Source organism: Mesorhizobium sp. B2-8-3, from assembly GCF_006440815.1.
Taxonomy (GTDB): Bacteria; Pseudomonadota; Alphaproteobacteria; order Rhizobiales; family Rhizobiaceae; genus Mesorhizobium.
Genome location: NZ_VFTW01000004.1, coordinates 380,880 through 394,909 on the forward strand (window position 1 = coordinate 380,880; position 14,030 = coordinate 394,909).

Here is a 14,030-nt window from a genome sequence, read left to right on the forward strand (position 1 = left end):
CCTATGTCAGGATCAGATACCTAGCGACTGTCAATACAATGTCAATACGTACCGGCTTTGAAGTGGTGATCTGGGATACCTATTCCTTCACGCTCCCCACGCTCTCCCGCTCCACCAGCGGGCACTCGAGCTTGGTGATGGGATAGCGGCCGCGGCCGGGCGTTGGCGGCGTTTCCAGCTGCTCGATCGCCCACTGGCCCATCGCCAGATGCGGCAGGATGGAGGTGGTCAGCGGCGGGAAGAGATGGCGGGCGATCTCCTCGTCGTCATAGCCGACCACCGAAATGTCCTGCGGGATATGCAGGCCCGCTTCCTTCAGCGCTTCGTAGCAGCCGATCGCGGTGCGGTCGTTCTGGCAGAAGATGGCGGTCGGTCGCTCCTTGAGCCCGAGCAGCTTGACCGTCGCGGCATAGCCGGCGCTGGCCGACCAGTCGCCCTCGACCACCAGTTCCGGGTCGAACGGGATGTCGGCGGTGGCTAAGGCGCGGCGATAACCTTTCAGTCGATCCTGCGCGGCTTGCATCCAAGGCTCGCCGGTGACGGTGGCGATGCGGCGATGGCCGTGGGCGATCAGGTGCCTTGTCGCGCTCTGGCCGCCGGCGATCTCGGAGGGAACCACGGCCGGGAAGGCATAGTCGGCGGTGTAGCAGTTGAGCAGGATCACCGGGATGTCGAGGCTGTAGAGGAAATCCGGCGCGGCAATCTCGCGGGTGAAGATGGTCATGTAGATCAGCGCCGAGATGCCGCGCCTTGTCAGTGCTGAAACCGCGCGTGGCTCCATCACCGCGTCGCCCATGGTCTGCGCCACCAGAAGCACATTGCCGGCGTTCCAGGAGGCTTGCCGGGCGCCCTCGATGGCGACCACCGCCTCGGGGCTGGTGGCGAGCTGGTCGACCGCGAAGCCGATGACGCCGTCGAGGCCTTCGAACGGCGTCACGGGCGGCCGCAGCGCTGAAAAGACCGGCGGCGAATAGCCCAGCGCTCGGGCTGCCTCGATCACCCGGTCGCGTGTCTGCTGCGACAGCCTGATGCCCGGCGAATTGTTGAGCACGAACGACACCGTCGCCTGCGAGCAGCCGGCGGCGCGCGCGATGTCGGTCATGGTGATGCGTCCCTTGGGCTTGGCGGCCGGCTTGCGGCGCTTGGAAGCTCCGGGGGGATCGCTCAGTTCCGTCGGTTCGCTCATGGTCGTTTCCCAAACCCAGCCGGCTCTAAAGCAAAGGCCGACGGCAACGGCAAGATGGTCGAGGCGGTGCGTTTATCGACATTGCGCTCGACTAATACATATTAGCAAGCGCGACAGGCAAATCGCCGGCTGCGCCGCTTCGCGACGAAACCGCCAGACAAGGTCAGCAATGCTGACGATTCCCGTATTTTCCGCGCGGTTTCAAGCGTTGCGGCGTTCGCTCCCCTCACTCCCGGCGCGCCCTTCGACCAGCGTTCTCCTCCGCGTCGAAAGCGCACCTCGCGGCCTCATAACTAATACTCTTTACTAATAGCTGTTAGCGTTCTACTGTCAACTCGTCGTAACCGTCTGGGCTTCCGTTCGGTGCCGGCAAAGTGCGAAGGATGCTTGCTTGGAACCCGGCGGCATGCCGGATTGGGTGTGCACTCCGTCTCACGAAAATGTCAGACAAATCGGACTATTTACGAACGCCACATGAGTGTCTAGTGTCTCGACCGCGGCCGGATCGGCACCGTTCTTAAGTCGGCGGACCTTTGCGCCACACCCTTGAGGAGGAGGGTTATCCGCGCCGCAGCCGAGACATCAGCGAAGAGTTCTACAAGGCAAGTTCTACAAGGGAGGTTGAACTATGAAATCCATGATCCGTAACGCATCTGTCGCCGCGGCGGCCCTGCTTGTCGGCCTGTCGGTAAGCGCCAGCGTGCGCGCCGACGACAAGCCGACGCTGGCCTTCGTCGTCAACGGTGCGTCAGACTTCTGGAAGGCGGCGGAAGCCGGCGTGAAGAAAGCGCAGGGTGAACTGCCCGACTACAATCTCGAGCTCAAATATCCGGAACAGTCCTCGGTCGCCATCCAGCAGCGGCTGATGGACGACCTGGTGACGGCAGGCGTCAAGGGCATCATGGTCTCGGCCGTCGATCCCAAGACCTCGACCGACGGGTTGAACAAGATCGCGTCGGAAACGGCGCTGTTCACCACCGACTCGGACGCGCCGCAGACCAAACGCGTCGCCTATATCGGCTCGTCCAATGTCGATGCCGGCAAGCAGGCGGCCGAGATCGCCAAGAAGGCGATGCCGAACGGCGGCAAGTGCCTCGGCTTCGTCGGCCTGCTCGGCGCCGACAACGCCAAGGAGCGCATCCAGGGCATGAAGGACGGGCTCGCCGGCAGCAAGATCGAGCTGGTCGACGTGCGCGGCGACGACATCGACCAGGCGCGCGCCAAGAAGAATGTCGAGGACGCGCTGGTCGCCAGCCCCGACATCACCTGCATGGTCGGCTTCTACTCCTACAACACGCCGCGCATCTACGAAGCGCTGCGCGATGCCGGCAAGCTCGGCCAGATCACCGTCGTCGGCTTCGACGACGATCCGATCACGCTGGGCGGCGTCAAGGAAGGCACTGTCGCCGCGACCGTGGTGCAGCAGCCGTTCGAATGGGCCTATCAGGGCATGAAGCTGATGGCCGCCTACCTCAAGGGCGACAAGTCGGGCATCCCGGCCGGTAACCTGATCATCATCCCGACCAAGATCATCGGCAAGGATGACGTCGACACCTACGCCGCCAACCTCAAGGCGATGGCGGGCAAGTAAGCCCAAGACAGTTGCGCCGGCTCGAGGTCCACCTTGAGCCGGCGTTCGTATTGACGGACCTGCCAAGGCCCGTCAGTCTGTGGCCCACCGGCTGCTGCCCCGTGCGGTAAACTATGGCGCGATGACCTCTACCGACACCACTCAACCGATCGCCGCTCCGTTCCTGGGCCTGGAGGCCGTGCGCAAGACCTATCCGGGTGTTGTGGCGTTGGACAGGTTTTCGATGGAGGTCCGGCCCGGCGAGGTCATCGGCCTCGTCGGCGAAAACGGCGCCGGCAAATCGACGCTGATGAAAATCCTCGGCGGCGTGACGCGGCCGGACAGCGGCACCGTTGCCGTCGATGGCGCGGCGCATGACGGATTGACCGTCGAGCAAAGCATCGGCTCCGGCATCGCCTTCGTGCACCAGGAGCTCAACCTCTTCGAAAACCTCGACGTCGCCGCCAACATCTTCTTCGGCCGCGAGCCGCTGCGCGCCGGGCCGCTGAAGCTGGTCGACCGCGCGAAACTGCGCGAGATGGTGGCGCCGCTCCTGAAGCGCGTCGGCGCCAATTTCTCGGCCGACGCGCCGGTGGCTTCGCTGTCGCTCGCCCAGCAGCAGATGGTCGAGATCGCCAAGGCGCTGTCGATCAAGGCGCGGCTGGTCATCCTCGACGAGCCAACCTCCAGCCTGCCGATCGCCGAGACCGAAAAGCTGCTCGACGTCATCAAGGGCCTGAAGGCGGAAGGCATCAGCGTCATCTTCATCTCGCACCGGCTGCATGAGATCGAGCGCGTCGCCGACCGTGTGGTGGTGCTGCGCGACGGCACGCTGGCCGGCACGCTGGCAAAGGACCAGATCAATCACGACGAGATGGTCAGGCTGATGATCGGCCGTATGCTGAAGGAGCGCGAGAAGGCCGGCGAAGCTGCCCGCGCGCCGGGCAGCGTGGCCCTGTCGGCGGACGCGATCCGCACCAGCACCTATCCCGACCGGCCGGTCAGCCTGGAATTGAGACACGGCGAGATCCTCGGCCTCGCGGGCCTGGTCGGCTCCGGCCGCACGGAGCTGGCGCGCGTGCTGTTCGGCATCGACGAGCGGTTGGCAGGCAGTGTCACGCTCGACGGCAAGCCGCTCGATGTAGGCTCGGCGGCGGACGCGGTGGCGAACGGCATCTTCCTGGTGCCGGAGGACCGCAAGCTGACCGGCATATTGCTCGACCTGTCGATCGCCCAGAACATCTCGCTGCCCAATCTGCCTGCGCATGCCAGGCGCTCGCTGGTGTCCGCCAGCGCTGAACTCGCGACGGCCGAAAAGCAGAAGAAAAACCTCGGCATCAAGGCACCGTCGGTCCTGACCCTCACCGGCACTTTGTCAGGCGGCAACCAGCAGAAGGTGGTTCTGGCCAAATGGCTGGCGATGAACCCGAAGGTGATGATCCTGGACGAGCCAACGCGCGGCATCGACATCGGCGCCAAGGCCGAGATCTACGGGCTGATGCGGGCGCTGGCCGATGCCGGCGTCGGCGTGCTGATGATCTCCAGCGACATGGAAGAGGTGATCGGCGTGTCGGACCGCATCGCGGTCATGCATGAGGGGCAGATCTCCGGCATCCTCGACAAGGACGATTTCAGCCAGGAGAACGTGCTCTTGCTGGCGGTCGGCAAGAAGCCGAAATTGCTGCAAGCGGCGGGAGGAGCGCAATGAGCAAGAAAGATCTCGGCCTGCTGATCCTGATCCTGGTGGTCGGCGCGGTGGTGACGGCCATCAACCCGCGCTTCCTGTCGGCGATCAACCTCGCCAACACCTCCAACCTGGTGGCGCTGTTCGGCATCCTGTCGATCGGCCAGGCCTTCGTCATCATCACCGGCGGCATCGAATTGTCGGTCGGCTCGCTGGTCGCCCTGCTCGGCACGCTGTTCATCGACTTCATCGCGGTGCGCGAGGTGAACTGGCCGCTGGCCTTCGTGCTGATCCTCGTGCTTGGCGCCATCATCGGCTTCGTGCATGGCTGGCTGATCACGCGGCTGAAACTGCAGCCCTTCGTGGTGACGCTATGCGGCCTGCTCATCTATCGCGGCGTGGCCCGCTTCTACACCGCCGACGGCACGGCGGGCTTCGCCTTCGGCCAGAATTTCCCGACGCTCGAATTCCTGACCGCGGGTCGCTCCTATGGCCTGCCGAACAGCTTCATCGCGCTGATCGTCATCGGCATCGTCATGTGGGTGGTGCTGCACCGCTCGGTGTTCGGCCGCTACCTCTATGCGATCGGCAAGAACGAGGAAGCGGCGAAATATTCCGGCATCCGCACGGGCCGGGTGATCATCGCGGCCTATGTCATCTGCGGCGTGCTGACGGCGCTGTCTGCGATCTATTTCGCCATGTACACGCGCTCGATCTCGCCGGCGAGCCACGGCCAGTTCTACGAGCTCTATGCCATTGCCGCGGCGGTGCTCGGCGGCTTCTCGCTGCGTGGCGGCGAAGGCTCGCTGGTCGGCGTCATCCTCGGCACCGTGCTGCTGCAGGAGTTGCAGAACCTAGTCAACCTGCTCGGCATTCCCTCCTCGCTCAACTTCGCCGTGATGGGCGGCGTGATCCTGATCGGCGTGCTGGTCGACCAGCAATGGGGCGTCTTCCGCGCCCGCCGCCGCATGATCGAAGCGACGCGCCAAAACGTTGCGGGCGCGCCGGCGGAGTAGCCTCGCTTTAACATTCACGGTCCTGATTGGATCGGTGCTCGCGGGAAAACCCAACGGGCAGGCCCGGATTCGCGGGCGGATTGCAACAACGCGTGAACCGGAAAACCGCCCTTGTCGCAGAATTGGGGCTGGGCTAAGCAATTGGCATCTGAGGGTTCCAAGAACAGAATATGGGAGAAATTACCGTGACATCAGCACGTTGGATCGCGCTCGCCGCGCTGGCGTTGACCTGCTCGACCCCGGCAATGGCCAAGGACTGGAAGACCGTGACGGTCGCGATGGAGGGCTCCTACGCCCCCTGGAACCAGACGGATGCCAGCGGCAAGATCGTCGGCTTCGAGGTGGACATCCTGAACGACGTCTGCGCCCGCGCGAAGCTGGAATGCAACATCGTGGCGCAGGATTGGGACGGCGTCATTCCCGGCCTCACGGCCGGCAAGTTCGACATCGTCATGGATGGTATGTCGATCACCGAAGAGCGCATGAAGACGATTGACTTCTCGATCCCCTATGCCTCTTCGCCGGTCGCCTTCCTTGCCGACAAGAACGGTCCGCTGGCGCAGCTGTCCAACAGCGGCAAGATGATCGATCTGTCGAAGGACGACGCCGAATCCAAGGCGGCGCTCGACACGCTGCGCAAGGAGCTCACCGGCAAGAATGTCGGCCTGCAGGTTTCGACCACCGAGGCGACGTTTGCCGACAAGTATCTCAAGGACGTCGCCAACGTCCATGAATACAAGACCACCGACGAGCATGACCTCGACCTGATGGCGGGCCGCATCGACGTCGCTTTCGCCGACACCACCTACTTCCTCGGCACGCTGGCCAAGCCGGACGCCAAGGACCTGGAATTCGTCGGCCCGCAATTCAAGGGTGGCCCGATCCTCGGGCCGGGCATCGGCGCCGCTTTCCGCAAGACCGACAAGGACCTGCAGGACATTTACAACAAGGCGCTCAAGGCCGCGCTCGATGACGGCTCGGTGTCGAAATATTCCATGCAGTGGTTCAAGATCGACATTACCAAGTAATGTCGCAACGGGAGCAGCCAAGGCTGCTCCCGTTTGCTTTGCATGTCGCCCAAAAGTGCGCAGCGGTTTTGGGAGAACGACATGCATCAAGGCAAGGCCTTAAAGCGCGTCGCCTAACCCGTTTTGACACGCGCTTTAAGGCGGGCAACCCGTCGACGCCCGCAGGAGCCGTACGTGGAGTTTCTCAACGATCTCAAGGACCAGGTGTCGACGGCCTATGAGCTGTTGGCTGCCGGCTGGGGCGTGCAACTGCTCTGGGGCATCGGCTGGACGCTCGCCGTCACCGTCGTCTCGATGCTGATTGGTGCCGTGCTGGGCTCGCTGGTGGCGGCGGCCAAGCTCTCGCATCGCGGCGGGTTGAGGTTCATCGGCGAGAGCTACACCACCGTGTTTCGCGGCGAACCGGAACTGCTGATCATCTATCTGTTCTACTATGGCGGCACGCAGGTCCTGACCGGCGTGGCAAGGTCCACCGGATCGATCGGCTCGACGGACATCTTGAACATGCCGAGCTTCCTCGGCGGCGTGCTCGCGGTCGGCATCATTTCCGGCGCCTACCAAGCCGAGGTATTTCGCGGGTCGTTCCTGGCGATCCACCGCGGCGAGCTGGAAGCGGCGCGCGCCTATGGCATGTCGGCCTGGTTGCGGTTTCGCCTCGTGATCATGCCTCAGGTCCTGCGTCTCGCGGTGCCGGGGCTGGGCAATGTCTGGCAATTGACCATCAAGGACTCGGCGCTGATCTCGGTCACCGGCGTCGCCGAACTGATGCTCACCGCGAACAAGGCGGCGCGCTCGACGCATCATTCGCTGCTTTTCTACACGGTCGCCGGCATCCTTTACCTGGTGATGACCTCGATCTCGACGCCGATCTTCGACAGGGCCGAGCGTTACACCTCCCGCAGCTTCACCCGGCCGAAATAAGAGGTGGCGGTGGATTTCGACTTCTACCTTTCGACCATGTGGAGTGTGCTGAAGGCACTGCCGCTGACGCTCGAGATCTGGTTCTTCGGCATCGCCTTCGGGCTCCTCATCGCCACCGGCCTGACCTGGTTGCGGGCTTCCGGCTATAAGTTCGGCGAATATTTTACCCGCGCCTATGTCTTCGTCTTCCGCGGCTCGCCGCTGCTGGTGCAGCTCTATCTGATCTATTTCGGGCTCTCCCAGTTCGATTTCGTTCGCCACAGCCCGATCCTGTGGCCGATCCTGCGCGATCCGATGTATTGCACGATCGTCGCCATGGCCTTGAACACAGCCGCCTATGAGAGCGAGATTTTCCGCGGCGCGCTGCAGGCAGTACCTGTCGGCCAGATCGAGGCGGCCAAGGCATTCGGCATGTCGGCGTTCACGCGCCTTCGCCTCGTCACGCTGCCGATCGCGCTGCGGCTCGCCCTGCCGGCCTATTCGACCGAAATCATCCTCATGACCAAGGCGACCGCGCTCGCGTCCGTCGTCACCATCATGGAGATGATGGGAACGGCGCAAAAGATCCAGCACGACACGTTCCGGCCGATCGAGGTGCTGACCTGCGCCGGCGTGATCTATCTGCTTCTCAACCTGTCGATCGCCCGGCTGTTCGCCTGGGTCGAATACCGGCTTTCACCGCATCTGCGCCCCCCGCCCGAGCAGAGCCAGCAAATCAAATCCGTACCGGAGGTGTTGTGATGTCCGCAAATGTCGCCGCCGCCGCGCAAGCGGCATCGTCCCCGGACGACAAGGCAGCCATCAGCGTCAAGGACCTGCGCAAGTGTTTTGGCGATCACGAGGTGCTCAAGGGCATTTCGCTGGAAGCCCACAAGGGCGATGTGATTTCGATCCTCGGCTCCTCGGGGTCCGGCAAGAGCACGATGCTGCGCTGTATCAATCTCCTGGAGACTCCGGATTCCGGCGAAGTGCGCGTGGATGGTGAGCTCATCCGGATGAAGCGGGGCCGCGACGGCCACCAAATGCCGGCCGACATCCGCCAGGTGGAGCGGATCCGCGCCAACCTCGCCATGGTTTTCCAGAGCTTCAATCTCTGGTCGCACATGACCGTGCTGGAAAACCTCGTCGCCGCGCCGACGCATGTGCTGAAGCGGCCGCGCGCGGAGTGCCTGGAGCAGGCCGAGGCATTGCTGAAGCGCGTTGGCATCTGGGAGCGCCGCAATTACTATCCGCCGCATATGTCGGGCGGCCAGCAGCAGCGCGCGGCGATCGCCCGCGCGCTGGCGATGAATCCCAAGGTGATGCTGTTCGACGAGCCGACATCCGCGCTCGATCCGGAGCTGGTCGGCGAGGTGCTGCGCGTCATGCGCTCGCTTGCCGAAGAAGGGCGCACCATGCTGGTCGTGACCCATGAAATGGGCTTTGCCCGCGACGTGTCGAGCAAGGTGATGTTCCTGCACAAGGGCGACGTGGATTCGGCCGGCGAGCCGAAGGAGATGTTCGCCAGGCCGCCGACGCCGCAGTTCAAGCAGTTCATCGCCAACTTCAACAAGTGAAGACGGACCTTGCTCGGCGCCAAGATGCGCTGAGATTCAGGTCAGGCCGAGCCGAAAGTGGTGGCTTCCGAGAACCGGAGCGGAGCGTACTTAAGTACGTGAGCACCGGAAGCGCAGGGAGCCGCTACTTGCAGGCCGGGCTCACCTGAATATCAGCGCATCTTAGATCATGTCCGACAGGTCGGAGAACGCCATCGCCTTGCGCAGCACTTCGGCAAAGCGTTCGCCGGCGACCTCCTTGTCGCCGCCATTGTCGATCGACGTGATGTCCGGTCCTGTCAGCTTGACGTTCGTGCTGCGCGCCAGGCGGGCAAGCACTTCGCCGCGTGATTCGCGGCCGCGCGCCGCCAGCCGTTCCGCGAGGATCTCCGGCGCCGCGGTGATCTCGACCACGGCCAGATTGGCGTAGCGTTCGCGCAGCGCCGGGATGACCGCGCGGGAGACATTCGCCACGGCCACATGACCATTGGCGACAGCCCAGTCAACATCGGCCGGCAGGCCATAGCGCAGGCCATGCGCGTCCCAGCACAGCGAGAAGGCGCCGTCGGCCTCCGCTTCGGCAAAGGCGGCGTCGGCCAGTGTGTCGTGGTCCTCGCTTGCCGTGTCGCTCGGCCTGGTGATGACGCGGCGCACGAATTCCAGCCGCGTCTCGCCGGCGAAGCGCTGCTTGGCGTAGCCGATCAGCGTATCCTTGCCGGCGCCGCTCGGCCCCACCACCGCGACGAAGACGCCGTTGCGGATCGGCAGGCTCTCGGCCAGCTCGCGCTCGATGAGGGCCGAGACCATCATGCGACCCGGCGGCCCTGGCGCCACACGGTGCGCACGACCGGCACATGATCGTCGACGCGCACCCGCACCAGGTCGGCACGGCGGCCCGGCTCGATGACGCCGCGATCGGCAAGGCCGATGGCTTCGGCCGGGTTCTTCGAGACCATGGCGACCGCCTGCGGCAGCGAGATGCCCTCGACGACATCGCCGAGGAAGAAGGCCGACTGGATCAGGCTGAAGGGGATGTAGTCGGACGACAGGATGTCGAGCAGGCCGTCGGCGGCAAGCGTGCGCGCCGAGACGTTGCCGGAATGCGAAGCGCCGCGCATGACGTTCGGCGCGCCCATCAGCACGCCAAGCCCTGCCGCCTTGGAGGCCTTGGCCGCCTCTTCCGTCGTTGGGAACTCGGCGACGCGCACGCCCTGCTCGATCGCTTCTTCGACATGGCCGGCGGTCGCGTCGTCATGGCTCGCCAGCACGATGCCGCGCTCCTGGCAGGCGGCCGAGATGAAGACGCGGTTCGGACCGGAGTTGCGGGTCGATTCCGCCATCCGCTTCTCGCAGAATTTCTTGAAATCCTGGTCCGTCAGCTTCAGCTTGCGCTGGTAGTAGTAGGCATAGGTCTCGAGATTGACGAACTGGCGCTGTCCAGGCGCATGGTCCATCAGCGAGGCAAGTTTCACCCGGTCGTCGGTCTCGAAATTGGCGAAAGCCTCGAGGCAGTCCGGCGCCGAGACCTCGCAGCGCAGATGGATGAAATGGTCGGCCCTGAGCCGGTCCTGGCGCACGCTGTCCTCGATCGCGTCGGCCAGCTTGCGAACGTCGTCGGACTTCAGGTCGGCGTCCTCGTCCATGCCGACGCGCAAGGCGTCGAGCACGGTGGTGATGCCGGCGGTCGCGACCTGGGCGTCATGCGCAAGCACGGCGGCGATCGGATTCCAGCGCACTTTCGGGCGCGGCGCGTAATGGCCTTCGAGATGGTCGGTGTGAAGCTCGACGAGGCCCGGAATGATGTAGTCGCCGCCCATGTCCTCCCCGGTGCGGGCAGCGCCCGGTTCGACGGCGGCGATCAGGCCGTCGCGCAACAACAGCGAGCCCTCGACGATTTCGTCCGGCAGCACGATGCGGGCATTGGTGAGAACGGTTTCGGCGGTCATCTCAGGCGGTCCTATCTCGAGCGGTCAATCAGAGCAATTCCAGGAAAAGTGCCTTGCGGTTTTCCGTCCGGAATTGCGTAAACAAAGAGACAGGCGGTTCAGCGTTTCCGCTGACCCGCCCTAAGCGGTCTTGCGGGCCGGGCCGTGGCCAAGCGCATGATGGGAAAGCACCATGAACGGGGCGCCGGGCTCGCTTTCGACGAATAATGTCAGCGCATCCACCGGCACCGGCTGCCGCAGCACGTCGGCGAACAGGCCGTCTATCGCTGCGCGAAGACGTGGGCTTTCCTGTGGCCCGACGCGCCCCGACAGCGTCATGTGGAAACGGAAAGTGTCGAAAACATATGGGTAGCCCCATTGGCAAAGGTTGCGGAACTCGTCCGGCTTCAGCGAATCTGGGCTGCGGCGCTCGATCTCGGCCTCGGTCAATGGCGCACGGAAGCCGTCGAAGGCGCGCACGACCTCGCCGGCGAAATCGTTGATCGGGGCGAACGCGGTTTCGGGCACCAGGGCGAAGAAATCGTCGATCTGGCCGACCACGAGGCGCGGGATGACGACTGGCGGCGTGGCTTCGGCGAAGCTGTCGAGAGCGGCGCGCAGCGAAGCTTCCGTCTCGTCCGGCGCCAGCCGGAACGGCGCCTTCAGCGTCGCGTGGAACCCGTAGCGCCTGGCGGAGGCGGTATGGAAGGCGACTTCCGCGGCCGACAGATCGCCCACGGCCTCGACCGGTCGCGTCGCCGCGCCAAACGGGTCGCGGCCCAGCCAGTTGGCGGCAATGCGCGCCAGCTTCTCGTCCTGTCCCGGAGTGTAGTAGATGGCGTAGCGCATGGGCATTCCTCGTCAAGCGCGCTGCGCGCCCCGAAAGGAATATGCGACGCGCTTCAAGTCATTGTCTTGGCAAGTCGTGGCCCAAAAACGCCGGAGCGTTTGCGGCGACATGCACCGGAACCGCTGCCATAGGTGATTTCCATGACGGATTGACGAAGCTTTCGTGGGTTTTCGAAGGCAAGTCCAGCCGCAAGGTCGTTAGCCGACGATTTCTCTTAACTGGACCAACGGCTTTGCCGAACTGCTTGATCAGGCCTTCATCAGCCACTCGTGCTCGGCCGCATTGTGGAATTTCCACGTCCGCTTCGGTCCGGCCATGACATTGAGGTAATAGAGGTCGTAGCCGTGGCAGGCCGCGCAGGGGTGATAGCCCTTCGGCACCAGCACGACATCGCCGTCCTCGATCGCCATCGCCTCGTCCAGCTCGCGCACGCCGTTGCGGTCGGCGTCGGTGTAGACGCGCTGAAAGGCAAAGCCCTGCGGCGGGTTGAGCCGGTGGTAATAGGTCTCCTCGAGATAGGATTCCACGGGGAGATTGTCCTGGTCGTGCTTGTGCGGCGGATAGCTCGACGTGTGGCCGCCGGGCGTGATCACCTCGACCACCAGCAGCGAATCCGCCGGCTTGCCCTCGGGCAGGATGTTGGTGACGTAGCGCGTGTTGGTGCCCTTGCCGCGCACCTCCTGGCCGAGATCGTCAGGTCCGATGACGCGCACCGGCAGGCCGCCGCTTAAGCCCGGCGCCGAGCAGACGGCAAGCTCCAGTTCGGTATCGGCGGTCACCGACCAGTCGTCGCCTTCCGGCACATAGACCGACCAAGGCTTGCCTTCGAAGGGCGACATGCGCTCGCCGAGCAGGCCGAGGTCCTTGCCGCCGGCCGACGCCTTGCCCTTGCCGGTGACGAAGACCAGGCAGACCTCGCGCTCGCCGGTCTTGCCGGAGACCGTCTCGCCCGCTTTCAGCCGATGCAGATCGAAACCGACATAGGTCCAGCCGGCGCTTTGCGGCGTGACATGAGCGACATGGCCGTGGCCCTTGTCGGCCTTGACGAGCAGTTTCGACATACGGAACTCCTTGGATTATTCCTTTGGCTCGGCCGGAGGCTTCGCCTCCTCCGCCGGCTTGTAGAGATAGAAAAACTGCCACACCGCGTACCCGGCGAAGCCGAGCGCGATGACGCCCCAGAATGGCGTGCCGGAGGCGAACTCGATCACCGACCAGACCAGGCAGACCGCGACGACGGCGATGCGGCGCCACAGCGGCCGGAAGAAGGGGTGCTCATAGTCTTTCATCGCGCCAATCCAGGATTTGCCCAAAGCGCATCAGATAGACCGAGTGCCCGGACTAATCCATCATTCATGACCAATCCACCGTTCAGGCCGGAAAACCCTGCGTTTCGACCGTGTAGCCGGCGGCCGTCATCACCCGCATCAACTCCTTGTGGCCGACCTGAGCCATCTTGAGCGGCGGGTTCTTCTTCGGATCCTGCTCGGCTTCCACGACGAACCAACCCTCATAGCCATGATCGGCGAACCGCTGGACGATGGCGCCGAAATCGAGCGAGCCGTCGCCCGGCACGGTGAAGGCGCCGAGCGCCACGGCATCGAGGAAGGACTGTTTTGAGCGGTCGAGCCCGTCGATGACGCCCATGCGCACGTCCTTCACATGGACATGGTTGATGCGCTTGTGGTGGTTGTCGATGGCGCGCAGCACGTCGCCGCCGGCAAAGGCCAGATGGCCGGCATCGAGCAAAAGCGGAATGCCTTCGCCGGAATGGCGCATGAAAGCGTCGAGCTCCGGCTCGGTCTCGACCACCGCCGCCATGTGATGGTGGTAGGAAAGCGGCATGCCTTGGTCCGCGCACCATTCGCCGAATTCGGTGACGCGGCGGCCATAGGCCTTCATCTCGTCGCCGGTAAGCGTCGGCTTGGTGGCCAAGGGTTTCGAACGATCGCCCTGGATGGAGCGGCCGACCTCGCCATAGACGATGCAGGGCGCGTCGACCGCCTTGAACAGGTCGATCATCGGCTGGATGCGGTCCTTGTTCCTGGCCAGGTCCTCATTGACCAGCGTGCCGGAGAACCAGCCGCCGCACAGCGTGACATCGGCTGCTTTCAGGATCGGCAGCATGACCTTCGGATCGTTGGGGAAGCGGCGGCCCATCTCCATGCCGGTGAAGCCTGCCGAACGCGACTGGCGCAGACACTCCTCCAGCGACACGTCATCGCTCAGTTCCACGAGATCGTCGTTCCACCACGCGATGGGGGACATGCCCAGTTTGGCTTTCAAGTCTTCGCTCCGATGTCAGTTCATTATGA

At 64.1% G+C, this 14,030-nt stretch carries 14 protein-coding genes; 7 read left to right on the plus strand and 7 right to left on the minus strand.

Translation table 11 applies throughout. The features are described from left to right. Nucleotides 1–79 precede the first annotated feature (79 nt). On the minus strand, nucleotides 80–1,186 hold the full coding sequence (locus FJ418_RS09655) for a LacI family DNA-binding transcriptional regulator (RefSeq protein ID WP_181166884.1): 1,107 nt from the start codon (nucleotides 1,184–1,186) through the stop codon (nucleotides 80–82). Between the two features lie 628 nt (nucleotides 1,187–1,814). Between FJ418_RS09655 and FJ418_RS09660 the strand changes: the two genes are divergently transcribed. The 7 genes from FJ418_RS09660 to FJ418_RS09690 all read left to right on the plus strand — a co-directional run bounded on the left by FJ418_RS09660 (nucleotide 1,815) and on the right by FJ418_RS09690 (nucleotide 8,961). Next, nucleotides 1,815–2,777 carry a sugar-binding protein gene (locus FJ418_RS09660; RefSeq protein ID WP_140641641.1) on the plus strand — a complete coding sequence of 321 codons (963 nt, stop codon included), beginning with the start codon at nucleotides 1,815–1,817 and terminating at the stop codon, nucleotides 2,775–2,777. Between the two features lie 121 nt (nucleotides 2,778–2,898). Beyond that, entirely contained in the window at nucleotides 2,899–4,464 is a 1,566-nt protein-coding gene (locus FJ418_RS09665) for a sugar ABC transporter ATP-binding protein (RefSeq protein ID WP_140865062.1), read from the plus strand. Next, entirely contained in the window at nucleotides 4,461–5,456 is a 996-nt protein-coding gene (locus FJ418_RS09670; RefSeq protein ID WP_140786131.1) for an ABC transporter permease, read from the plus strand. The genes FJ418_RS09665 and FJ418_RS09670 overlap by 4 nt, the downstream gene beginning before the upstream one ends. Before the next feature lie 185 nt (nucleotides 5,457–5,641). Continuing rightward, the gene (locus FJ418_RS09675) at nucleotides 5,642–6,484 is read left to right on the plus strand and encodes a transporter substrate-binding domain-containing protein (RefSeq protein ID WP_210243146.1); all 843 of its coding nucleotides are present in this window, start codon (nucleotides 5,642–5,644) and stop codon (nucleotides 6,482–6,484) included. A gap of 174 nt (nucleotides 6,485–6,658) precedes the next feature. Continuing rightward, complete coding sequence (locus FJ418_RS09680; RefSeq protein ID WP_246680842.1) at nucleotides 6,659–7,405, plus strand: ABC transporter permease subunit; 747 nt, start codon at nucleotides 6,659–6,661, stop codon at nucleotides 7,403–7,405. Between the two features lie 9 nt (nucleotides 7,406–7,414). Then, nucleotides 7,415–8,146, plus strand: coding sequence for an ABC transporter permease (locus FJ418_RS09685; RefSeq protein WP_246682990.1), 732 nt, complete (start codon nucleotides 7,415–7,417; stop codon nucleotides 8,144–8,146). Then, nucleotides 8,146–8,961 carry an ATP-binding cassette domain-containing protein gene (locus FJ418_RS09690; protein ID WP_140641633.1) on the plus strand — a complete coding sequence of 272 codons (816 nt, stop codon included), beginning with the start codon at nucleotides 8,146–8,148 and terminating at the stop codon, nucleotides 8,959–8,961. The genes FJ418_RS09685 and FJ418_RS09690 overlap by 1 nt, the downstream gene beginning before the upstream one ends. A 162-nt stretch (nucleotides 8,962–9,123) precedes the next feature. On the opposite strand, the gene phnN is transcribed toward FJ418_RS09690, so the two are convergent. The 6 genes from phnN to iolE form a co-directional block, all read right to left on the minus strand. Then, a complete protein-coding gene (gene phnN, locus FJ418_RS09695; RefSeq protein ID WP_181166885.1) occupies nucleotides 9,124–9,750 on the minus strand; it encodes a phosphonate metabolism protein/1,5-bisphosphokinase (PRPP-forming) PhnN in 627 nt (208 codons plus the stop codon). Beyond that, entirely contained in the window at nucleotides 9,747–10,886 is a 1,140-nt protein-coding gene (locus FJ418_RS09700) for an alpha-D-ribose 1-methylphosphonate 5-triphosphate diphosphatase (protein ID WP_140865066.1), read from the minus strand. The genes phnN and FJ418_RS09700 overlap by 4 nt, the downstream gene beginning before the upstream one ends. 120 nt (nucleotides 10,887–11,006) lie before the next feature. Next, nucleotides 11,007–11,714: a DUF1045 domain-containing protein gene (locus tag FJ418_RS09705; protein WP_140659518.1), complete on the minus strand. Its 708-nt coding sequence runs from the start codon at nucleotides 11,712–11,714 to the stop codon at nucleotides 11,007–11,009. Between the two features lie 249 nt (nucleotides 11,715–11,963). Further along, complete coding sequence (gene iolB, locus FJ418_RS09710; protein WP_140865068.1) at nucleotides 11,964–12,776, minus strand: 5-deoxy-glucuronate isomerase; 813 nt, start codon at nucleotides 12,774–12,776, stop codon at nucleotides 11,964–11,966. A gap of 15 nt (nucleotides 12,777–12,791) precedes the next feature. Continuing rightward, entirely contained in the window at nucleotides 12,792–13,004 is a 213-nt protein-coding gene (locus FJ418_RS09715) for a DUF3329 domain-containing protein (protein ID WP_127859449.1), read from the minus strand. 82 nt (nucleotides 13,005–13,086) lie between these two features. After that, nucleotides 13,087–14,001 (minus strand): myo-inosose-2 dehydratase, encoded by a 915-nt coding sequence (gene iolE, locus FJ418_RS09720; protein ID WP_140708419.1) that lies wholly within the window; start codon nucleotides 13,999–14,001, stop codon nucleotides 13,087–13,089. Between the last annotated feature and the right edge of the window lie 29 nt (nucleotides 14,002–14,030).